21 protein-coding genes are annotated in these 20,167 nt (G+C 64.0%); 10 read left to right on the forward strand and 11 right to left on the reverse strand.

Annotation, left to right across the window (positions count from 1 at the left end; genetic code table 11):
* Positions 1 to 215 precede the first annotated feature (215 nt).
* Complete coding sequence (locus H1B27_RS33220; protein WP_061879007.1) at positions 216 to 1,973, forward strand: ABC transporter ATP-binding protein/permease; 1,758 nt, start codon at positions 216 to 218, stop codon at positions 1,971 to 1,973.
* Positions 1,974 to 2,297: 324 nt separating this feature from the next.
* Here H1B27_RS33220 and H1B27_RS33225 read toward each other — a convergent pair whose 3' ends face one another.
* The 4 genes from H1B27_RS33225 to H1B27_RS33240 form a co-directional block, all read right to left on the reverse strand.
* Positions 2,298 to 3,329, reverse strand: coding sequence for a TorF family putative porin (locus H1B27_RS33225; protein ID WP_061879074.1), 1,032 nt, complete (start codon positions 3,327 to 3,329; stop codon positions 2,298 to 2,300).
* Between the two features lie 403 nt (positions 3,330 to 3,732).
* Positions 3,733 to 4,107, reverse strand: coding sequence for a hypothetical protein (locus H1B27_RS40470; RefSeq protein WP_050995304.1), 375 nt, complete (start codon positions 4,105 to 4,107; stop codon positions 3,733 to 3,735).
* An 86-nt stretch (positions 4,108 to 4,193) separates the two neighbouring features.
* On the reverse strand, positions 4,194 to 5,516 hold the full coding sequence (gene glcF / locus H1B27_RS33235; protein WP_197968947.1) for a glycolate oxidase subunit GlcF: 1,323 nt from the start codon (positions 5,514 to 5,516) through the stop codon (positions 4,194 to 4,196).
* On the reverse strand, positions 5,513 to 6,751 hold the full coding sequence (locus tag H1B27_RS33240; RefSeq protein ID WP_197968948.1) for an FAD-binding protein: 1,239 nt from the start codon (positions 6,749 to 6,751) through the stop codon (positions 5,513 to 5,515). The genes glcF and H1B27_RS33240 overlap by 4 nt, the downstream gene beginning before the upstream one ends.
* 155 nt (positions 6,752 to 6,906) lie before the next feature.
* Between H1B27_RS33240 and H1B27_RS33245 the strand changes: the two genes are divergently transcribed.
* Positions 6,907 to 7,242, forward strand: a complete 336-nt coding sequence (locus H1B27_RS33245; protein ID WP_061879011.1) for a putative quinol monooxygenase — start codon at positions 6,907 to 6,909, stop codon at positions 7,240 to 7,242.
* A gap of 223 nt (positions 7,243 to 7,465) precedes the next feature.
* Here the strand turns inward: H1B27_RS33245 and H1B27_RS33250 are convergent, their stop codons facing one another.
* A complete protein-coding gene (locus tag H1B27_RS33250; RefSeq protein ID WP_061879075.1) occupies positions 7,466 to 8,959 on the reverse strand; it encodes an FAD-linked oxidase C-terminal domain-containing protein in 1,494 nt (497 codons plus the stop codon).
* A 261-nt stretch (positions 8,960 to 9,220) separates the two neighbouring features.
* Between H1B27_RS33250 and cycA the strand changes: the two genes are divergently transcribed.
* Positions 9,221 to 9,616: a cytochrome c-550 CycA gene (gene cycA, locus H1B27_RS33255; RefSeq protein ID WP_028182288.1), complete on the forward strand. Its 396-nt coding sequence runs from the start codon at positions 9,221 to 9,223 to the stop codon at positions 9,614 to 9,616.
* 74 nt (positions 9,617 to 9,690) lie between these two features.
* Here cycA and H1B27_RS33260 read toward each other — a convergent pair whose 3' ends face one another.
* Positions 9,691 to 10,647, reverse strand: a complete 957-nt coding sequence (locus H1B27_RS33260; RefSeq protein ID WP_197968949.1) for an alpha/beta fold hydrolase — start codon at positions 10,645 to 10,647, stop codon at positions 9,691 to 9,693.
* A gap of 328 nt (positions 10,648 to 10,975) precedes the next feature.
* On the opposite strand from H1B27_RS33260, the gene H1B27_RS33265 reads away from it, so the two are divergent.
* The gene (locus tag H1B27_RS33265; RefSeq protein WP_061879013.1) at positions 10,976 to 11,158 is read left to right on the forward strand and encodes a hypothetical protein; all 183 of its coding nucleotides are present in this window, start codon (positions 10,976 to 10,978) and stop codon (positions 11,156 to 11,158) included.
* A gap of 7 nt (positions 11,159 to 11,165) precedes the next feature.
* Here the strand turns inward: H1B27_RS33265 and H1B27_RS33270 are convergent, their stop codons facing one another.
* From H1B27_RS33270 to ykgO, 3 genes are all read right to left on the reverse strand, one after another.
* On the reverse strand, positions 11,166 to 11,426 hold the full coding sequence (locus H1B27_RS33270; protein WP_028180447.1) for a hypothetical protein: 261 nt from the start codon (positions 11,424 to 11,426) through the stop codon (positions 11,166 to 11,168).
* 183 nt (positions 11,427 to 11,609) lie between these two features.
* On the reverse strand, positions 11,610 to 12,242 hold the full coding sequence (locus H1B27_RS33275) for a tetratricopeptide repeat protein (protein ID WP_061879014.1): 633 nt from the start codon (positions 12,240 to 12,242) through the stop codon (positions 11,610 to 11,612).
* A gap of 106 nt (positions 12,243 to 12,348) precedes the next feature.
* On the reverse strand, positions 12,349 to 12,474 hold the full coding sequence (gene ykgO, locus H1B27_RS33280; RefSeq protein WP_006611362.1) for a type B 50S ribosomal protein L36: 126 nt from the start codon (positions 12,472 to 12,474) through the stop codon (positions 12,349 to 12,351).
* Positions 12,475 to 12,775: 301 nt separating this feature from the next.
* On the opposite strand from ykgO, the gene H1B27_RS33285 reads away from it, so the two are divergent.
* A complete protein-coding gene (locus H1B27_RS33285) occupies positions 12,776 to 13,660 on the forward strand; it encodes an amidohydrolase family protein (RefSeq protein ID WP_197968950.1) in 885 nt (294 codons plus the stop codon).
* A 199-nt stretch (positions 13,661 to 13,859) separates the two neighbouring features.
* Here H1B27_RS33285 and H1B27_RS33290 read toward each other — a convergent pair whose 3' ends face one another.
* A complete protein-coding gene (locus tag H1B27_RS33290) occupies positions 13,860 to 14,594 on the reverse strand; it encodes an SDR family NAD(P)-dependent oxidoreductase (RefSeq protein WP_061879076.1) in 735 nt (244 codons plus the stop codon).
* A 161-nt stretch (positions 14,595 to 14,755) separates the two neighbouring features.
* Here H1B27_RS33290 and H1B27_RS33295 point away from each other — a divergent pair, with 161 nt between their 5' ends.
* From H1B27_RS33295 to H1B27_RS33305, 3 genes are read left to right on the forward strand one after another with little or no spacing between them, the layout of a single operon-like run.
* Positions 14,756 to 15,115 (forward strand): winged helix-turn-helix transcriptional regulator, encoded by a 360-nt coding sequence (locus H1B27_RS33295; protein ID WP_197968964.1) that lies wholly within the window; start codon positions 14,756 to 14,758, stop codon positions 15,113 to 15,115.
* Positions 15,116 to 15,172: 57 nt separating this feature from the next.
* Positions 15,173 to 15,904 carry a haloacid dehalogenase type II gene (locus H1B27_RS33300; RefSeq protein WP_197968951.1) on the forward strand — a complete coding sequence of 244 codons (732 nt, stop codon included), beginning with the start codon at positions 15,173 to 15,175 and terminating at the stop codon, positions 15,902 to 15,904.
* Between the two features lie 39 nt (positions 15,905 to 15,943).
* Positions 15,944 to 16,411 (forward strand): YbaK/EbsC family protein, encoded by a 468-nt coding sequence (locus H1B27_RS33305; protein ID WP_197968952.1) that lies wholly within the window; start codon positions 15,944 to 15,946, stop codon positions 16,409 to 16,411.
* Between the two features lie 106 nt (positions 16,412 to 16,517).
* Here the strand turns inward: H1B27_RS33305 and H1B27_RS33310 are convergent, their stop codons facing one another.
* Positions 16,518 to 16,865: a hypothetical protein gene (locus tag H1B27_RS33310; RefSeq protein ID WP_061879019.1), complete on the reverse strand. Its 348-nt coding sequence runs from the start codon at positions 16,863 to 16,865 to the stop codon at positions 16,518 to 16,520.
* Between the two features lie 565 nt (positions 16,866 to 17,430).
* Between H1B27_RS33310 and H1B27_RS33315 the strand changes: the two genes are divergently transcribed.
* Positions 17,431 to 19,053, forward strand: a complete 1,623-nt coding sequence (locus H1B27_RS33315; RefSeq protein ID WP_197968953.1) for a beta strand repeat-containing protein — start codon at positions 17,431 to 17,433, stop codon at positions 19,051 to 19,053.
* 48 nt (positions 19,054 to 19,101) lie between these two features.
* Positions 19,102 to 20,007, forward strand: coding sequence for an autotransporter outer membrane beta-barrel domain-containing protein (locus tag H1B27_RS33320; RefSeq protein WP_197968954.1), 906 nt, complete (start codon positions 19,102 to 19,104; stop codon positions 20,005 to 20,007).
* The last annotated feature ends 160 nt before the right edge of the window (positions 20,008 to 20,167 follow it).

Consider the following 20,167-nt stretch of genomic DNA (forward strand, 5'->3'; position numbering starts at 1 on the left):
TCGCGAATGCAGGCGGTTCCCGTCCGCTCACAAGCTCGCGAAATCCAGATCCACCCTGCCCCGGGCCATCGAAGCCCATGCTAGGGTTGCGGGCTGCGACAATCCAACGCAAATTGCAGATCTTGCGACTTTAGTCTAAGCGCGCCCGTTTCCGCCATCGCCTCATGTGTTTGGCTCTGGGCCGCTATGCACATCTCCCGAGGAGACCCTGCTCTGTGAAGAACATTAGCGCCACGCTCGCGATCGTCTGGCGAATCGCCATCCCTTATTTCCGATCGGAAGACAAATGGGCCGGCCGGGGCCTGCTCGCCGCCGTGGTCGCGATGGAGCTGGCACTGGTCGCGATCGACGTGCTCGTCAACCAGTGGCAGAACCGGTTCTACAGCGCGCTCCAGACCAGCGACTGGGACACCTTCGTCAGGGAGATCTGGATCTTCGTCGCGCTCGCGTCCACCTATATCGCGCTGGCTGTCTACAAGCTTTACCTGAACCAGTGGCTCCAGATTCGCTGGCGGCAATGGCTCACCCGGCATTATCTTGGCGAATGGCTTCGGGGCGCCACGCATTACCGCATGCAGCTCAAGGGCGATGCGGCCGATAACCCGGACCAGCGCATCACCGAGGACGTCAAGAATTTCGTCGAGCAGACCCTGACCATCGGGCTCGGCCTGCTCTCGTCGATCGTGACGCTGTTCTCATTCGTCATCATCCTTTGGGGCCTATCCAACGCCGCGCCGCTACGCCTGTTCGGCACCGATCTCATGATCCCCGGCTATCTGTGCTGGGGCGCGCTGATCTACGCGATCTTCGGCACCGCGCTGACGCACTGGATCGGCGCGCCGCTGGTCAACCTCAATTTCGAGCAGCAGCGCTACGAGGCCGACTTCCGCTTCAATCTCGTCCGCGTCCGCGAGAATTCCGAGCAGATCGCGCTGCTCAGGGGTGAAGGCGCCGAACGGGCCCGCCTGCTCGATCGCTTCGGCTTCGTGATCGCCAACTGGTACGCCATCATGAGCCGGACCAAACGCCTCACCGCGTTCACGGCCAGCTATCAGCAGGCCGCAGTGATCTTTCCGTACGTGCTGGTGGCGCCGGCCTTCTTCGCCAAGAAGATTCAGCTCGGCGACATGATGCAGACCGCATCCGCCTTCTCCAGCGTGCAGGGCGCGCTATCGTTCTTCGTCACGGCTTACCGGTCACTCGCGGAGTGGCGCTCGATCGTTGCGCGCCTCGATGGCTTCGAGATGTCCGTCGATTCAGCCGCGAACCTGCCGGCACATGAGCCTGCCATCGCGCTGGAGGTCGCCGGCGGCGGCCGCCATATCGACCTCGAGCAGCTCTGCGTGAACCTGCCCAACGGCACGCCGCTGGTTGCCGCCAAGGCCTTCACCATCGAGACGTCGGAGCGCGTGTTGGTGACCGGACCGTCCGGCTCCGGCAAGTCCACGCTGTTCAGGGCCATCGCCGGCATTTGGCCGTTCGGTACCGGCACGGTTGTCATCCCCGAGAAGGCAAAGCTGATGATGCTGCCGCAGCGGCCCTATTTTCCGGTCGGCATGTTGCACGATGCCGTTGTCTATCCGGCAGCGCCCGGCGCGTTCGGCGCCGCGCAAGTGCGCGATGCACTGATCGCCGTCGGGCTGCCAGACCTTGCCGAGCGGCTGGGGGAGGACGGCCACTGGAACCGGATGCTTTCGCTCGGCGAGCAGCAGCGCCTGGGGCTTGCTCGCGCGCTGTTGCATGTCCCGGACTATCTGTTCCTGGACGAGGCCACGGCGTCGCTGGACGAACCCTCCGAAGCCCGGCTCTACCGGCTGCTGGCAGAGAAGCTGCCGCACGCCACCATCGTCTCGATCGGCCACCGCTCGACGCTCGACGCCTTCCACACGCGCAAGGTGGCGCTGGTGAAGGACGGTACGATTCATGTCCTCGGCGGCGAACGGGCTGCAGCGGAGCCGAGCCCGGCGCGTTGAGGCGCAGAGCCGGGACCCAGGTGTCGTACTTTTGAAGGATAGGCCCCGGCTCTGCAGCGCACCGCTGAACCGGACGATGCTTCGCATCGCCGAGGAAGCGCTGCACTGCGTCCGGGGCACGAGAACGAGACGCGGTTCACATCCATGAATCAACACTGCAAACGCAATCACGGAGTGCGAGGCGTCAGCGCCGGTCTTCAACCCCATCCTTCGCACTCTCGCCCAGCGGTCGAGCATCCTTCTCACCAGCCCCAAAGCAAAAGGGCGGCAGGTTGTCCTGCCGCCCTTGCCGAATGACTTGGTGAAGTCGTCTCGGAAAGAAACTTACTTCAGGTTGGTCATCGCCGTCAGGTCGACAGAGAGCTTGGCGACGCCAGCAGCGCTACACCAGTTGGAGCCGAAAGCCGTGGCTGCGTTCGCACCACCGTTGATCGGGGTGACGAAGCCGGGGCTCGAGTTGGTGGCGGAGAAGTCACTGGTGAAGGCGTTGCAGTCACCCTTCGACAGATCGGTATCATAGTAGCGCAGATCGAGCGTGAACACCTTGTAGGTGAAGCCGACACCGACGTTCCAGGTGTTGTAGCTCGGCTCCTTGATGCCGTTCGCGTACACCGGATCGCCTGCGATGCCGTAGAAGATGTCGGACGTGCCGAGCCACTGGCGGCCGAACTCACCCGACACATACATGCCGACGCCACTGGCGCCGAAGGTCGTGCTCGGCGCAGTCCACTTGGCCGTGACCGAGGCGTAGTTGCCCCAGGCGCCGAGGTTCAGGAAGTTCGGCGAATAGTACTCGTTGAAGCCGACCGTCCACTGGTCGTTGATGGCGATGTTCAGCTTGGCATAGGCTTCGAAGAAGCTTGCGTCCTTCTTGGCGAAGTTGCCGTTGATCGGCAGGCCGATCGCGCCCTGGGAGTTATCCAGGTCGGTACCGCAATTGCCCTGCGCGAGGGTCCCCTGCGAACCGAAGCAGCTTCCGCCCGGATAGAGGTAGCCCCAGACACCGAAATCGAAGGCGAACATGCCGAAGGTCGGGCGGATACCGCCATAGATGTCGACTTCCGCCGCGGCGCGGTTCGGGAACGAAATGCTCGAGGCGGACGTACCGATATAGAGCTGGAGGTCCTTGTTGACGTTGTAGCGCGGCTCGAAATAGGCCGTCACCGACGGGTTGTGGTTCGACTGGGTAATACCGCGGAAGATGTAATCGCTCATGATGCCGGCGCCGAAAGCGACATCCCAGGGATCGAAGGCCGGGGGCGGCGGGGCCTTCAGCGCCTTCACCCGCAAGTCTGCCGCGAAAGCCGAGCCCGTGACCATTGCCAGCGCCGTTGCCAACAAAACCGCTTTTTTCATTTCGATCCCCATCGCCAGTTCTTAGACCCCAGTCGGATCCCGGAAGCCCCCCGGGTGCTCGACCTGATTGCAAATTACATCACTGCGACAATCTGGATTGGCGGATAGGAACCGTGAAGCAAAAAGCGCGGGCATCTGCCGACTTTTTAGGCGTTTTGACCAATTCACGAAAGGTTGTTGGCCTGTGTGGCTTCCCGATCACATTTTTCTCATTCCAAAGTGCACAGGGGGCCCGTGTAAGTCCGGGGGTCTTCGGGCTGGGTGACGCCCAGGCCACGAATCAGAAAGGCGCGGCAAACGGCTGAGTCAGAATCAGCGTGCGACGATGCAAAAAGGCCGCAGCGCCCGGCGCCGCGGCCTTCCTGATTGCAGATCGCTTCAAGAGCCAGGGAGCGGCCGGGGCTTACCCCTGCCCCTCTGCCGGCGCGGGTTCCGCAGAAGACGAAGGCATCGCCCAGCTTGTCTCGGAGGCAGGCTCGGGAGCCGGAGCTTCTACCGGTGCCGACGGCTTCGGAGCAGGAGCTGCCTTCGCCTTCTTCGGTGCCGCTTTCTTTGCGGCCTTCTTGGGTGCGGCCTTCTTGGCCGACTTCGCCGCAGCCTTCTTGGCGGCTTTCTTCGGGGCTGCCTTCTTGGCAGACTTCTTCGCAGCTTTCTTTGCAGTCTTCTTGGCAGACTTTCTTGCGGACTTCTTGGCTGCCTTCTTTGCGGTCTTCCTCGCTGCTACGGCCTTCTTCGCTTTCTTGGCCTTCTTGCTTTTCTTCTTCTTCGCTTTCGCCATCGTGGTCCTCCTGTTGCCGCCGAACAATGGTCGATCGGGCGTCGTTCTGCCGTCACCTTCGGACGAAAGCTCGAGCCCCTGAAAGCTCAAGCTTGTGCATTCGATGTCGGCCGCGACCCGCCCGTAGCCCAATCGAGAAGCTCAATCGTGTGTACGACCGGAACTGACGTGCCACTGGCAATCTGCACCATGCAGCCGATATTGCCCGCGGCAATCATGTCCGGCTTGACGCTTGCGATGTTGGCGACCTTGCGGTCGCGCAACCGGCCCGCAAGCTCGGGCTGGAGAATGTTGTAGGTCCCCGCCGAGCCGCAACACAAATGGCTCTCGGGCACATCTTTCACCACGAATCCATTCTTGGAAAGCAATTCTTTCGGAAGGCCCGTGATTTTCTGCCCGTGCTGCAACGAACACGCGGAGTGATAGGCGACGACGACGTCGTCCTGTCTCGCAGTCGTCGCGAGTTCGAGGCCGGCGACGTATTCGGTGATGTCCTTGGCGAGCGCCGACACCTTCGCCGCATCGGCCGCGAATGCGGAGTCCTCGCGCAGGAGATAGCCATAGTCCTTGATGACCGTGCCGCAGCCGGAGGTCGTCACCAGGATGGCGTCGAGCCCCTCGCCGGCCGCTTCCTTGCGCCACGCCGCGACGTTGGCGCGAGCTCGCGCCAGCGCATCCCGGTCGTTGCCAAGGTGATGGGTCAGCGCGCCACAGCACTGCTCGTCCCGGACCAGGACCACCTCGATGCCGTGGCGGGTGAGGAGGCTGATGGCGGCCTGGTTGATGCGCGGCGCCAGCACCTGCTGGGCGCAGCCCTGGAGGAGCGCCACGCGTCCGCGCTTCTTGCCGAGCGGTGCGAATACGCTGCCTGCGGCAGGCCCAGCCGGCGGCAATTGGTTCGGGGCCAGCGCCAGCATCGCCTTGATGCGCTGGACCAATCCGGGCGTCGCCGAAGGCCGGGGCGTCGGCAGCAGGACGCTCAGCGGACGGGCCAGCCGCGCCAGCCACATGCTGATGCGGAAGCGCTGCGGGTCCGGCAGGACGAAGGCCAGCACCTGACGCAGCAGCCGCTCGGGCAGCGGCCGCTGATAGCGCTGCTCGATCCGGACCCGGGCCTGGTCGACGAGGTGCATGTAGTTCACACCCGAGGGGCAGGTCGTCATGCAGGCAAGGCACGACAGGCAGCGGTCGATATGCTTGACCACCTCGGCCGTCGGCGCCTGGTCCTTTTCCAGCATCTCCTTCATCAAATAGATGCGGCCGCGCGGGCTATCGAGCTCGTCGCCGAGCAGCACATAGGTCGGACAGGTCGCGGTGCAGAAGCCGCAATGGACGCAGGCCCGCAGGATCTTGTCGGCTTCCGCGATGTCGGGGTCGGCGAGTTGCGCGAGCGAGAATTCGGTCTTCATGACGCAGCGCCCCGCGTCAGCCGTCCCCGGTTGAGAATGGTCTTCGGATCGAAGCTGGCACGTACCCGCTCGCTGAGGGCGGCGATCCCGGGCGCCTGCGGCTGGAACACGTCGATCGTGCGCCTGACATCCTCGGTCGCCCGGATCAGCGTGGCGTGCCCACCGACCGCGCTCGTACGCTCGCGCACGGCCGGGGCATGCGCGTCCGGCTTCGGTGGCACTGCCGCCCAGATCAGCCCGCCGCCCCAGTCGTAGATCAAATCGCCCCCCGTCTCGCGTGCCAATTGCGTGCCGAGTGCCGCGCCCGAGGCCGGCGGACAGACGATCCGCCACACCGGCCAGGCGCCGCGCGCGCCGCTGGCCGCAAACGGCAGCACATCGCGGATCGCGGCCCACAGCGCCGCAGATGCCCCATCCTCGACCAGCGTCGCGGTTCCGAACGGCGCCAGCAATTCGCGCAGCGATCCGGCGCGGTGCGCGGCGGAGGCGGTGATGCCCTCGAGCCGCAGCGCGGTCAGCGCCTCGCCCTGGCCCGCGATGTCGTCAATCCCCCCGATCCTGGCCCGGGATACCGATTTCGGCAGATGCGCGGCACCGGAGACGTCGAAGGGCGAGCCCAGCGCCGCGGTCATGGCCTTGTTGGCGGCGGCATCGTCGAGCCCGCGCAGCAGCAGCGTCCGCTCGGCTTCCGGCTTCGGCATCACCTTGAGCGTGACCTCCGTCATCACCGACAGCGTGCCCCAGGAACCGGCGAGCAGCTTGCAGAGGTCGTAGCCGGTGACGTTCTTCACCACCTTGCCGCCGGTCTTGAAGCTGTCGCCGAAGCCCGAGACGGCGTGCGCTCCCAACAGATGATCGCGCGCCCCGCCCGCCCGGATACGCCGCGGACCGGCGAGCCCGGCCGCGATCATCCCGCCGATCGTCCCGAGTGCGGGGGTGCCCAGCAGCGGCACGGTGTTCATCGGCTCGAAGGCGAATTGCTGGTTCTTGGCATCGATCAGCGCCAGCACGTCGGCCAGCGGCGCGCCGGCCTGGAGCGTGATGATGAGCTCGTTGGGCTCGTAGGAGGTGACGGCATTCAGCGCGGAGACGTCGAGCACCGCATTGGTCGCCATGACATGGCCAATGCTGCGCTTGGTGCCATGACCGATGATCTCGAGCGGCTGCTCATTGGCAATCGCCGCGCGCACCACCTCTTCGACGTCTTTGGCGTCTCTGACCTTGAGCGTATCCACGGGCAAAGGCGGTAGCGAAATTCGCGCAGGAAATCAATTCGACGGGTGACGAAGCGCGGTGCCACCCTGCGACATTCGCACTACGATCGTCATCGAACCATTGCCGCCCGGAGCTTTGCTACCGATGGGAGACCTCGTCGCAAAGGAGCTCCATCATGAACGAACAGGCAATGAACCAACAAGCCGTCCATCAGGCCTTCAGCGGCGGACTTCTCGTCGTGGCGCAATGGGAAGCCAAGGCCGAAGAGGCCGACCGGGTTGCCGAGATCCTGCGCGGCTTCCTCCCGCAGGCGCAGGGCGAGCCAGGCGTAAAGCTGTTCCTGATCAGCCGCGCCAAGGACAATCCGGCGCAGTTCCTCTTCTATGAGCTGTTCCGCGACGAAGCCGCCTTCAAGGCCCACCAGGAGAGCGCGCATTTCAAGACCTACATCGCGGGACAGGCGCTGCCGCTCCTGGCGAGACGCGAGCGGGCGCAGTATGCGCTGATGTGAAGGCTGCGCTGTCTAAGCTCGCAGCGCCGGATGAGGGGTATCTCCCCGCGAATTCAAGTGACGACTGAACTCGCGGAGAGATACCCCTCACCCGCGCGAGTTCGCGTTGACCAGCGGAGCTGCCCTCTCCCACAAGGGGCGAGGGCACAGCAATGCACATCACTCCCGCTGCAAGAGCGTTACGCCGACCGACGCTTTTCCTCTCCGGGAGATAGCTTCGAATCTAGAACCGCGGAATGTCCGGAAACGCCAGCTTGCCCGCATGGACATGCATGCGGCCGAGCTCGGCGCAGCGGTGCAGGGTCGGAAACACCTTTCCGGGATTGAGCAGGCCCTGCGCATCGAAGGCGCATTTCAGCCGCTGCTGCTGGTTGAGGTCGATCTCGGAGAACATCTCCGGCATCAGGTCGCGCTTCTCGATGCCGACGCCGTGCTCGCCGGTGAGCACGCCGCCGAACTCGACGCAGGCGCGCAGGATGTCGGCGCCGAAGGCTTCGGCGCGTTCGATCTCGCCGGGCTTGTTGGCATCATAGAGGATCAGCGGATGCAGGTTGCCGTCGCCGGCGTGGAACACGTTGGCGCAGCCGAGCTGGTACTTTTCCGAGAGCTCGCGGATGCGCGCAAGCGCCTTCGGCAGCGCGCCCCGCGGGATGGTGCCGTCCATGCAGAGATAGTCCGGCGAGATGCGGCCGACGGCAGGAAACGCGGCCTTGCGGCCGGCCCAGAACAGGTTGCGCTCGGCCTCCGAGGTCGAGATCTGGCACGTGGTCGAGCCGCAGGCATTGGCGATGGTCTCGACGCGCGTGATCAGCTCGTCGACCTCGATCTTGGGACCGTCGAGCTCGATGATCAGAAGCGCCTCGACGTCGAGCGGATAGCCGGCATGGACGAAGGCCTCGGCGGCGTGGATCGCCGGCTTGTCCATCATCTCCATGCCGCCCGGAATGATGCCGGCACCAATGATGCGCGCCACGCATTCGCCGGCCGCCTCGACTTGCGCAAAGCCGACCATCAACGCGCGCGCCGTCTCCGGCTTCTGCAGGATGCGCACCGTGATCTCGGTGATGACACCGAGCAGGCCTTCCGAGCCGGTGATGACGCCCATCAGATCGTAGCCCGCGTTCTCGCACCCCTTGCCGCCGATGCGCAATATCTCGCCGCTCATCAGCACGATCTCACAACCGAGCACGTTGTTGGTGGTCATGCCGTATTTCAGGCAATGCACGCCGCCGGAATTCTCGGCGACATTGCCGCCGATCGAGCAGGCGATCTGCGAGGACGGATCGGGCGCATAGTAGAAGCCGGCATGCGCGACCGCCTGGCTGATCGCAAGGTTGGTGACGCCGGGCTCGGTGACGACGACGCGATTGTCGAAATCGATCTCGCGAATGCGCTTGAACTTGCCGAGCCCCAGCAGCACGCCGTCCTCGAGCGGCAGCGCGCCGCCGGACAGCGACGTGCCGGAGCCGCGCGGCACCACCTTGATGCCTTGCGCAGCACAATATTTCAGGACGAGCGAGACCTGCTCGGTCGTATCGGGCAGCACCACGACCATCGGCGGCTGGCGGTAGGCGGTCAGCCCGTCGGACTCATACGCCCGCATCTCGGCTGCGCTGTCGATCACGCCCTCACCGGGGACGATTGCGCGCAACGCAGCAATGATCTCCGCGCGGCGCGCGAGCACCGCCTGGTCGCTCGCAGGCATCATGATGGTCATGACATATCCTTCCGGCTCGTCGCTCACGATCAAATTTGTCGCGGCAAATCAATCACGTCCGCGCCTGTTTGGGTAGGCCATCCGAAAGTCGGATCGACGATGTTCCGCGAGTTCGCTCTGGGACAAGTAGGAAATCGTGAAACCTGTCATGGTTTGATGGCTTGTCCAAGCCGAACAGGCCTGCCAAAAGCGGCGGGCCGGCGATTGTCGATCAGGCAAGAGACTGACCAGACCCACCAGGGAAGAGACGAAGAGCACCCGATGACAAAACTGACTTTTGGCGCACTGACGATCCTCACCGTGATTGCCACCGCACCTGCCGCGATGGCGCAGGATGTCGCGGCCGGCAAGACGTCGTTCAACAAATGCCTGGCCTGCCACGCGATCGGCGAAGGCGCCAAGAACAAGGTCGGCCCCGAGCTCAACGGCCTCAACGGCCGCAAGTCGGGAACCGCGCCGGACTACAATTACTCGGACGCGAACAAGAATTCCGGCATCACCTGGGATGAGGCCACGTTCAAGGAATATATCAAGGACCCCAAGGCCAAGATTCCCGGCACCAAGATGGCGTTCGCCGGCATCAAGAACGAGACCGAGATCAACAATCTCTGGGCCTTCCTCGCCCAATACGACAAGGACGGGAAGATCAAGCAGTAGGCCCGCAAGGGGCGGCCGCCAGAGCTGACGCGTTTTCTTCACGCGAACTGATATCCACTTCGCTCGAGAGCGCCTTAATCGGCGGCCGCCTGCGCCGGGACGATCCTGCCGATCATCGTCTCGATCTCCGCCTTCACGAGATCCGGCACGGCATTCTGCACCATGTGGCCGAGGTCGGGCAGCACGATCAGCTTCGCATTGGGCACCGCTGCGGCGAACGGGCGCGCGTGGATGCCGGTTTTCACCGTCTTGTCGGGCTCACCGGCAACGATCGTGACCGGCGCCTTTATCTCGCCGTAGCGCGCGACTTGCGCGGCGACCGACTCTTTCAGAGTCACCAGATCATAGGCATTGGCGATGAACTCGCGCGGACGCAGCAAGAGCGGCGTCGCGGAGTCCTTGACGAAGCCATCCGGCATGGTTTGCGGCAGGAAGACGTTGCGTGCGCCGGATTCAGCGAGGACATAGCCGAGCGGCAGCGTGATCGTGTAGGCGAGCAGCGGGCCGATCACGGGCGTTGCGATGATCTCGTTGTAGCGGCCGACACCGCCGCGCCAGGGATGAGTGACGGGCGCGAGCATGACGAGACCGGCAACGCGCTGCGGATGATCGAGCGCGATCCGCGCGCCGAGGGCCCCGCTCCAGGAATGCACCACGAAGACCGCGCGATCGATCCCGAGCTTGTGAAGCGCCTCATCGATCATCCGCGCCTGGATTTGCGGCGTCGAATCCTGTCGCCGCCCGCGCGTGCTCCAGCCATGGCCGGGACGATCGATCAGAATCACGCGGCGGTCCCCGGCGAGGATGTCGCCGAGCGGCCGTCGCATCGCTTCGAGATTGGAGCTCGCGCCGTGGAGCATCACGATCGGAAGGCCCGAATCGCGGGGACCGATATCGACGACGTGAAGCCTCGCGCCGTCGACCTCGACCATCCGGCCCTGAGGGGGAAAGGCGCGTTGCACGGCGACGATTCCCGCCTGCGTGACCAGTGCCAACAGGACCAGCGCCGTCACGACTGACATCACGATCATGGAGAAAATCCGGGTGGTCCTGGGCACGAGGCAGCTACGGGTCTGATCGCACGGCAGTTTCGCCGCCGGCTTTCCGCGCTTCCACTGAAAATCCCGGGGCTGTGGATATGTGCATAATTGCGGAACGAGAAAATACAGTAAAATCAACGATATTTAGGAGAGCACGCAAGCCCCGGACCAGCTTCATGCAGCCGTCATCGCCGCTTCCATATAATCGCCACGGTCGGTTCCGCCATCTAGGCGCGGGTAGGTGCCGATCCTCCTCGCAGCCTCGGGCGATGCGGGAAAGACCGGCAGGATTTGTCCTGGTTTGACCGGAGAATTTTCAATGAGCTTCAGATCGAACGACACTGCAATCGACGAAATTGTCGCGAGCTGCAATGGTGACTTGCGCGGTGCCGTGCGGGCTCTGCTCCTGATCAACGAGCATCTCGAGACCGAGCTCGCAAAGGCTTACGCCGCGGCCGCCGCCCGCGGCCTCGTCGAGCGCGGCAGCAGCGTCCTGCATTAAGCGCAGGCTAGTCCGTACCGTCTTCCTCTTTCTCCTCCTCGGGCGTGACCGGGGGACAGACGCGGATCGTCGAACGGGCAAGCTTGGCATCGGCCCTGGATTTGTAGGGACCGTCGCCGAACCAGATATCGCCGATGATCACGGGATTGCTGGTCACGATATTGCATTTTCCAGTGGCGCGGTTGCCGACCACCCAGAACAATCCGTCGGCGAAGCTCACCGCTCCCGACGCGAGCAGCAATATGGCTGCTACTCCCAAACGCTTCATGGCTGTGCTCCCTGCCCTGCAGGTAGGCCTGCAGCAGGTCCGGCAATAGCCCTCGCGACGGCCCGCTTCGGATCGTGGTTAATCCGGACACGCCGCAACCGCTCGGCAGCTGATCAACTTGTCCCTATTGTCTTGAGCACGATCTTCTTCGGAAAACTGCTGCGTTCCCTGACCGATCATGCCCTAGATGTCGCGGCCTTCGACCTTCTCGGTCAGCGCCTTGACCTGATCGGGGATCTTTTCGAGGTGCGGATTGACGGCGAGCGCCTTGCGGTAGGCGTCCAGCGCGCGCTTCTCGTCGCCGACCTCCTGCATGATCATGCCGAGGCCGGCGAGCGCGCCGAAATGGCGCGGCTCCCGGACCAGCACTTGCTGGATATCCGCGAGAGAGCGGCCATAGTCGTTCTGCATGTAATAGAGCGTCGCCCGCCGATTCCAGGCCTCGATGTAATCGGGCCTGAGCTTGATGACCGAATCCAGCAGCTTGATCGCGACATCGACCTTCTTCGCATCGACCGCGGTCTTGGCGCGTGACATCAGCAGCGCCGCGGTGTCGCTCGGGGTCTGGAGCCAGATCGCCCAGATCCGCGCCTCGACATGCTTGGCGCTGGCCTCATCGGGAGCGGCCTTCAGCGCGCCGAACAGGAAATCGAGATTCTTGCCGCGATCGACCTTGGGCAGCTTGGCCGGCGCTTCGGGCAGCTTCTTCTGCTTGCCGGGCGGCTCAACCTGCTGCGCCACGGCTGGAGTCAGGCCGGCGGCTGCAAGCGCGAGGGCCAGGCACAGGGTACGGGCGAAAGGGAATCTCACTGCCATGACGAAAGTCTAAACGCGCAAAGCCGCCCTTGCAAAGCAAAGGCGGCGTCAAACTCGTGTGAGCCGTGGTCTTGCGGGGCGCGCGAAGGCGTCCGGCCGGGCGAGATCAGCCCTGCCGCGCCTTGAAGCGGCGCTGCACCTTGTTGATCACATAAACCCGGCCCTTGCGGCGGACCAGGCGGTTGGCGCGATGGCGACCGCGCAGCGATTTCAGCGAGTTACGGACCTTCATGGCAGAATCCTGAACGTTCGAAAGGCCGTGTTCGGCACTACCGTTTCGGCACGCGCGAATGTGGCAAAATGAGATTTTTCCCGCTGGCGGACCGACCGCCCGGGACGGGGCGGTTCTTAAGGCATGGCGGGAGGTGATGTCAATGTTCACTGCCCCGGTTCGGGCCAGCAAATTCGCGAAAACAACCCCATGCACAGTAGAAGCGGCCGGATCGGCCCGATCTACCCGATAACCTCCCGCAATGCCTTGCCAAATTCGTTATATCATATAATCAATTTGGCAACCGGTCGGGAGGAAACCAATGCCGAAGCTGAAGCTGCCTGCTATCGACGATGTCGTCGCCATCGACATCCACACCCATGCCGAGGAGCCTTGCGGCTGCCACGCCGACGATGGCTATGATGATTTCCAGGCCCAGATGGCCGAGTACTTCAAGTCGCCGAACAAGCATCCACCGACCGTGCCGGAGACCGCGGCCTATTACCGCTCCAAGAACATCGCCGCGGTGATCTTCCCTGTCGATGCCGAGCGCGAGACCGGCTTCCGCCGCTACAACAATTACGAGATGCTGGAGGTGGCCTCCGAGCATCTTGACGTCCTCATCCCCTTCGTCTCGATCGACCCGCACAAGGGCAAGCTCGGCGCGCGCGAGGCGCGCAAGCTGATCGAGGAATACGGCGTGCGCGGCTTCAAATTCCATCCGACCATGCAGGGCTTCTACGCCAACGACCGCATGGCCTATCCGCTCTATGAAGAGATCAACAATGGCGGGGCGATCGCGCTGTTCCACACCGGCCAGACCGGCGTCGGCTCCGGCATGCCCGGCGGCATGGGCATGCGGCTGAAATATTCCAACCCGATGTACATGGACGACGTCGCGGCCGATTTCCCCGACCTCAAGATCATCCTCGCCCATCCCTCCTTCCCCTGGCAGGAGGAGGCGCTGTCGGTCGCGACCCACAAGCCGAACGTCTATATCGACCTCTCGGGCTGGTCGCCGAAATACTTCCCGCCGATCCTGGTGCGCTACATCAACTCGATCCTGCAGGACAAGATGCTGTTCGGCTCGGACTGGCCGGTGATCACGCCGGACCGCTGGCTGTCCGACTTCGCCAAGATCGAGATCCGCGACGAGATCCGGCCGAAGGTCTTGAAGGCCAACGCGCGCAAGCTGCTGGGGATCTAGGAAGGCGATGAGATCAGGTTGATTGCGACAACGCAGGCGAACTCCCTCTCCCGCTTGCGGGAGAGGGTCGGGGAGAGGGTGTTTCCGCAATGGGACAATCGCCAAGAGGAGAAAGCCCTCACCCGGCGCGCGGGAACGATGCTTCGCATCGTCCGAGGCGCGCCGACCTCTCCCGCAAGCGGGAGAGGTGAACGAGGCCTCAGACCTGCGCGAGGCCGCCATCGACGAAGACCTCGCCGCCGGTCATGTAGCTGCTGTCCGAGGAGGCCAGGAACGCAGCCGCCGCTCCCGTCTCGGAAGGGTCGCCCACTCGCCCGATCGGCGTCGCACTTCCGAGCGCATCGAATGCTTCCTCGCCGACGATCTCCAATGCCAGCTCCGTCTTGGTCGGCCCCGGCGACAGCACATTGACGCGGATGCCGGTGCCGCGCAGGTCGAGCGCCCAGCTGCGCGCAAGGTTGCGGATCGCCGCCTTGGTCGCACTGTAGATGCTGAATTGCGGCGTGCCCATCACGCCCGTGCTCGAACCGGTCAGGATGATCGACGATCCCTTTCGCATCAGCGGCAAGGCCTTCTGCACCGTGAACACCAGCCCCTTCACATTGACGTCGAAGATGTGATCGTAGTGCTCGGGCGTGATCTCGCCGAGCGGCGCAAACAGTCCGGTCCCGGCATTGGCGAACAGGATGTCGAGTCCGCCGCGTTCGGCTTTGACCGTCGCGTATAGCCGGTCGAGGTCGGACAGATCCGTGACCGAGCCTCTTACGGCACGCGCCGAGGACCCCAGCTGCGCGAGGGCGGCGTCGAGCGGCTCCTGCCGCCGCCCGAAGATGTAGACGAACGCGCCCTCGTCGACGAACCGTTTGGCGGCTCCCAGCCCAATGCCGGTTCCGCCGCCTGTCACCACCGCCGTCTTGCCTTGTAGTCTGCTCATGATGTGCTCCTTCACTAGGGTTGCACTGAGCTGGCGGGCTACCCACCTATCGACAAGTATGCACCTTTTGGTAAGTACCCAAAAAAATGTCGTCAGATCGTTCAGACCTCCTCTCCCCGCCGGCGCAGGCTCAAGCAGACGTCCCGCGTTGCACGCCGAATCTGCCCGGCTTCACTTGCGGCCTGGATGCGACCCTGCGGGTCGTCTCCGGCAAGTGGAAACCGCTGATCCTCTACTTCCTCGCCCAGGACGGCCCGACCCGCTATGGCGAACTCCGTCGAGCCGTGCGCGACGTCAGCGACAAGGTGCTGATCCAGCAGCTCAAGGAGCTGGAGGCCGACGGCCTGATCAAGCGGACCGACTACAAGGAGGTGCCGCCGCGTGTGGACTACAGTCTCACCCCCTTGGGTCACAGCCTCGCCCAAGCGCTGGTGCCGCTCTGCACGTGGGGGACCGAGCACATGGCGGAGGTCAGCCGGGTCTTCGCCGAGCGGGCGACCTGGAATACAAAACGACAGTAAGCGGTCCGCATCGGTATAGTCGGTCCGCGCGCCTGCAACGATCCAAGGGAACGGGTCATGAGCATGAAAGCCGTCGTATTCGACGCCTACGGAACGCTGTACGACATCCAGTCGGTCGCCGACATCACCGAGGATGCGTTTCCGGGCTATGGTGAGATCATCACGCAGGTCTGGCGCATCAAGCAGCTCGAATACACCTGGCTGCGCTCGCTGATGCAACGCTACCAGGATTTTGCCGCCGTCACCCGTGACTCGCTCGCCTATACGCTCCGAATGCTGGGACTCGCATACGAGAACGACGCATTCGAGCGTGTGATCGAGAAATACCTGCAGCTCGATCTCTATCCGGACGCGACGGCAGCGCTCACGGCGCTAAAGCCGCGCAAGCTGGCCATCCTTTCCAACGGCAGCCCGGACATGCTCAATGCGCTCGTACGCAATTCGGGCCTCGATGCCCTGCTCGATGCCACCATCAGCGTCGACGCGAAGAAGATCTTCAAGCCGAGCCCGGAGGCCTATGAGCTGATCGGCGAGATGCTCGGCACCGCGCCTGATGAGGTTCTGTTCGTCTCCTCCAATCCCTGGGACGTTGCTGGTGCGAAATCCTTCGGATTGAACGTTGCCTGGATCGAACGCGTCACGCCCGAAGCCATGGCGCTGGCTTGCGTCGAGAACGAACTCGTGGCACCGCTCACCATGTTTAGGGCGATCCGTACCCAGATGGACGAGCTTGGCTTTGCGCCGGACCACCGCGTCCGCTCGCTCTCCGAGCTGCCAGGAATCGCGTAAGGGTCGCCCCGCCTGTGAGATTGGAATGAGCTGCCCGGAATGAGTCTGGAATCCGTTCGCGCCTTCTTCGCCGAGAAAGCCCCCGACATCTCCGTCATCGAATCCCCAATCAGCTCCGCGACCGTGGCGCTGGCGGCCGAAGCCTATGGCGTCGAGCCGGGACGGATCGCCAAGACGCTGTCGTTGCGGATCGGCGAGAGCGTGATCCTGATCGTCGCCGCCGGCACCTCACGCATGGACAACAAGAAGGTGAAGGCGCAGTTCGGCGGCAAGCCGAAGATGCTGGGTCTGGAGGAAGTCGCCGACATCACCGGGCACGAGGTTGGCGGCGTCTGCCCCTTCGGCCTGAAATCGCCGCTGCCGATCTATTGCGATGTCTCGCTGAAGGCGTTCGACGTCGTGGTTCCGGCCGCAGGCTCGACCCACAGCGCGGTGCGGATCACGCCCGATCGGCTGGCCGAGCTGGTCGCCGCCGAGTGGGTCGATGTCTGTGAGCATCGTCCCTAAATCGCGATCAGATGAGGACGAATCGTCATCGCGATTGAGCTCGTTGTTTGAGCATGATCCTTTCGGAAAACCGCCGCGCACTTTTCCGGATCATGCTTCCGGGCGGCTAATCATCCTCGTCGTAAGGCTGCGGCTGTGCGGGCGGAGGTGGCGGCGCCGCGTTGTAACGCGGTGGCGGAGCGGCGCGATTGCGCGGCACCGCCTGTTGTTGCGGCATCTGGTTGTTGGACTGGAACACCGCGCGGCAGCCGCTCGAGAGCTGCGGCGTGTTCTGCTGCAAACAAGCCGTGATGCGATTCACATCGGGAATCTGGTCGCTGCACAGACGCCATACATCGGGCGTACAAGCCATCTGCTGTTCCATCGTGCCGCGGTATTCCTGCGCGGACGCAGCGTTCTGTGCCAGGACGCCGACTGCGAGCGCCACACCTAGCGCGATCCGCTCTGTTCGCATGTTTCATATCCTTCCAGGCTCATTCAAAGGCTCCTCAATCAATGAGGCGCAGGAAGGTTCTGCTTCAACAAAAAAACGTGAAAGGCGCCTGGAACCCGCTTCCACCGCGGCTTGTCGTCCACGTCCACGTCACGGCCTTCGCATCCGACGGTCGTCATTCCAAAGCCCCGCCGAAATGTTCATCGGAGATACGGGACGTGGTTGAGGCCGCAGAGGCAAGCGGTCGCTGATCCCGTTCAACCGGTGCAACGGATCGCGGAGCGGTGGCGCCCCCCGCATCAGTCGCTGTTCAACTTAAGCCGCGGCGCCGACTTCAGATCCAGCTGCGTCTCAAGCCATCCGGATTTTCGCTTTTGTCCACGTGCGGCAGCAACGCATCGCGCGCCGGCGTTACTGTCCGTTGTAGTGCGGCAACAGAGCCGGAGCAAAACGGTCGCTTGCGCCTATGACCATAGACCGTTTCGCATATTACCAAGAACGGAAGCGACGCCCCCGCTAGCAATCAATTGCTGCAACGAGGGAATTGTCGATGCCGACCGCAATACCAGCCCGTGAACGAGAGGCCATGGTCACGAAGCTGCGCAACAGGCTGCTTGTCACGACGGTGCTGACGCTCATGCTCGCTCCGCCGATCGCCCTGATTCCTGTTCCGGCTCTCGCCGCCTGCACCGTGGCCGGCACCGGCACGATCGGCGCGCTCAATTCGGGCGATGTCGCGACCTGCACCGGCGTCGGCAACACCGATCACATCAACGCCACTGGCAGCAGCAACGCCACGGTCAACGTCGGCGACGGGACGACGACCTCGCTCACGCCGGGGGCCGGAATTCCGGCGATCACTTTCGACGGCACCATCGCTTCGCATGTAACCGTCAACAACCAAGCGACGGTCTCGACCTACAGCGGAATGCTTCTGCTCTCCAACGGATCGAACAGCAACACCGTGACGATCGCGGCCGGCGGGATCGCGGAGGGTACGGGCAACGCCGAGGCGGCGATCGTCATCGACAATTCGAGCAACAATCTCATCAACATCCGCGGGACGGCAGTCGGCACCGGAGCAAACACGACGGGGCTCCGAATCAGCGGGACGTCGAACGGCAATGTCGTCCTCGTCTATGACAGCGGATCGATCGGCGGCGGCCATACCGGCGTGCAATTCATCGCCGGCGGCAATACACTCATCAATGGCGGCACGATCTCCGGCGGCTTCTTCATCGCGATCCAGGGCTCTACCGGCGCCGACACCATTCTCAGTTCCGGAACCATCTCGGGCGGCGGCAGCGGGGCGATCGATCTGTCCGGGGGCGATGATTCGCTCACCCTCGCTCCGGGCTCGACGATCACCGGGACAGTACGCGGCGGGACCGGCACCGACACGCTGAATTTCGGCGGCATCGGCAACGCCTCGTTCGACCTCAGCAATATCGGCACGGCTCTCCAATATGACGGATTCGAGCAGCTGAAGAAAACCGGCTCCTCGGTCTGGACGCTGACCGGCACCACCGCCTTCAGCGGCACGACGACGGTGGACGCCGGCGGCCTCCTCGTGAACGGCACGCTGCCGTCCGTGGTCGCCGTCAACGGCGGCTATCTCGGCGGCACCGGCACGGTGGGTGGGCTCGCCGTCAACAGTGGCGGCACGGTCGCACCCGGCAGTTCGATCGGCACGCTCAACGTTAATGGCAACGTCGCCTTCAATACCGGATCGACCTTCGAGGTCGAGATCAATGCTGCCGGCCAGTCCGACAGGATCGCAGCAACCGGGACCGCAACGCTGAATGGCGGCACGGTGCAGATCGTGCCGCTCGGCACCGGTTTCATCGCCAACACCCAGTATACGATCCTGACCGCGACGGGCGGCGTCAGCGGCAGTTTCGCCAGCCTCACGACGTCGGGCAGCCCGCTGGTTTCGGGCCAGCTCAGCTACGACGTCAACAACGTCTATTTCATTCTGCAGCAGATCGGCGGCTTCGGAACGTTGTCGGGGCTGACGCCGAACCAGGCTGCGGTGGCCGGCGCACTCGACCAGGCACAGCTCGGCGGCGCATCGGGGACGCTGACCACGGCGATCAACACGCTCGCCGCACTCGATGCGTCCGGCATCAAGGCCGGCCTCGATGATCTTGCCGGTCAAGTTCACGCCGATGGACGCCGCTTCGTTGCCGATCAGGCCGACATGTTCTAGACCTTCATGTGGAATGCGGGCACGCAGTCGCGCGGCGAAACCCTGCGCATGTCGGCCACCGCCTACGCCCCGGAGCCGGCGGATCCGATCGGCAAGGCTCTCGCCGGCCGGCGCCTCACGCCCGCGCGGAGCGTCTGGTTCGGCGGCTATGGCAATTGGGACAAGGTGGCGGCGAGCGGCATTGCCTTCGGAACGAACACGACCGTTGCCGGCGCAGCACTCGGCGCCGATCTCTGGCACATGCCTGGCTTCACGGCAGGCCTTGCGATCGGCGCATCGACCGGCCAGCTGCGGATGGCCGGCCGCGCCGACCGGATCGACGCCAATGCCGGCCATGTGGGCTTCTACGCGCGCGGCGAGAGGGGCGGCTTCAATCTCGCATCCGCCATCAGCTATTCCTTCGCGGCGCTCGAATCCTCTCGCTCGATCGCGTTCCTCGGCGAAACTGCGACCGCCTCCTCGCGGGCGAACACCTTTGCCGCCTCGCTCGGTATCGCACGCCCCTTTGCGATCGGATGGGGGTTCACGGCGGAGCCGTTCGCCAAGGCCGACTGGTACTCGACACGGCAAGGCAGTCTGTCCGAAGCGGGTGCACCGGGCGTAAACCAGCTGGTGCAGTCCGGCAGGTTCGACGTCGCCTATGGCACGGCAGGCCTGCGCAGCCATTACCAAGCGATGATGCCGAACGGCCAGACGGCACAATTCGGCGCGACCCTCGCCGTCCGCCACGAATTTACCGGCAGCGCGGCGTCCACCACGGCGGCCCTAGAGGGGGCCCCCGGCATTCCCTTCGCGATCACCGGCGTCGAACGCGCGCGCACGGTCGCGCTCACCGGCGCGGAGATGCGGTGGGATCTCACGACCGCGACCTCGTTCAAGGCGTCCTACGAGGGCGCGTTTGCGCCGGGATATGACCGGCACACGGTGCGAGGCATGCTGCGCACCGGGTTCTAGGACTGCTCTACCATGCCGGTCTTCTCATGAAGATTCGTTTCGCTCCAGCCTGGCGCGGCGATGGGCAAGAAGCGAGATGTTTACGAAGCGCTAACCATATCCGGGGGAGCCGGGAACGCCTCCCGGGGACCGGCTGTTGCCCCTCCCGAGGGAGTGAGCG

The sequence above is a fragment of the Bradyrhizobium diversitatis genome (assembly GCF_016031635.1).
Classification (GTDB): Bacteria; Pseudomonadota; Alphaproteobacteria; order Rhizobiales; family Xanthobacteraceae; genus Bradyrhizobium; species Bradyrhizobium diversitatis.

Bases quoted from the DNA above. Each gene is read 5' to 3' on its own strand.
- H1B27_RS33225 (WP_061879074.1), bottom strand. From the start codon at position 3,329: ATGAAAAAAGCGGTTTTGTTGGCAACGGCGCTGGCAATGGTCACGGGC.
- H1B27_RS40470 (WP_050995304.1), bottom strand. From the start codon at position 4,107: ATGGCGAAAGCGAAGAAGAAGAAAAGCAAGAAGGCCAAGAAAGCGAAG.
- glcF (WP_197968947.1), bottom strand. From the start codon at position 5,516: ATGAAGACCGAATTCTCGCTCGCGCAACTCGCCGACCCCGACATCGCG.
- H1B27_RS33245 (WP_061879011.1), top strand. From the start codon at position 6,907: ATGAACGAACAGGCAATGAACCAACAAGCCGTCCATCAGGCCTTCAGC.
- H1B27_RS33250 (WP_061879075.1), bottom strand. From the start codon at position 8,959: ATGACCATCATGATGCCTGCGAGCGACCAGGCGGTGCTCGCGCGCCGC.
- cycA (WP_028182288.1), top strand. From the start codon at position 9,221: ATGACAAAACTGACTTTTGGCGCACTGACGATCCTCACCGTGATTGCC.
- H1B27_RS33260 (WP_197968949.1), bottom strand. From the start codon at position 10,647: ATGATCGTGATGTCAGTCGTGACGGCGCTGGTCCTGTTGGCACTGGTC.
- H1B27_RS33265 (WP_061879013.1), top strand. From the start codon at position 10,976: ATGAGCTTCAGATCGAACGACACTGCAATCGACGAAATTGTCGCGAGC.
- H1B27_RS33270 (WP_028180447.1), bottom strand. From the start codon at position 11,426: ATGAAGCGTTTGGGAGTAGCAGCCATATTGCTGCTCGCGTCGGGAGCG.
- H1B27_RS33275 (WP_061879014.1), bottom strand. From the start codon at position 12,242: ATGGCAGTGAGATTCCCTTTCGCCCGTACCCTGTGCCTGGCCCTCGCG.
- ykgO (WP_006611362.1), bottom strand. From the start codon at position 12,474: ATGAAGGTCCGTAACTCGCTGAAATCGCTGCGCGGTCGCCATCGCGCC.
- H1B27_RS33285 (WP_197968950.1), top strand. From the start codon at position 12,776: ATGCCGAAGCTGAAGCTGCCTGCTATCGACGATGTCGTCGCCATCGAC.
- H1B27_RS33290 (WP_061879076.1), bottom strand. From the start codon at position 14,594: ATGAGCAGACTACAAGGCAAGACGGCGGTGGTGACAGGCGGCGGAACC.
- H1B27_RS33300 (WP_197968951.1), top strand. From the start codon at position 15,173: ATGAGCATGAAAGCCGTCGTATTCGACGCCTACGGAACGCTGTACGAC.
- H1B27_RS33305 (WP_197968952.1), top strand. From the start codon at position 15,944: ATGAGTCTGGAATCCGTTCGCGCCTTCTTCGCCGAGAAAGCCCCCGAC.
- H1B27_RS33310 (WP_061879019.1), bottom strand. From the start codon at position 16,865: ATGCGAACAGAGCGGATCGCGCTAGGTGTGGCGCTCGCAGTCGGCGTC.
- H1B27_RS33315 (WP_197968953.1), top strand. From the start codon at position 17,431: ATGGTCACGAAGCTGCGCAACAGGCTGCTTGTCACGACGGTGCTGACG.
- H1B27_RS33320 (WP_197968954.1), top strand. From the start codon at position 19,102: ATGTCGGCCACCGCCTACGCCCCGGAGCCGGCGGATCCGATCGGCAAG.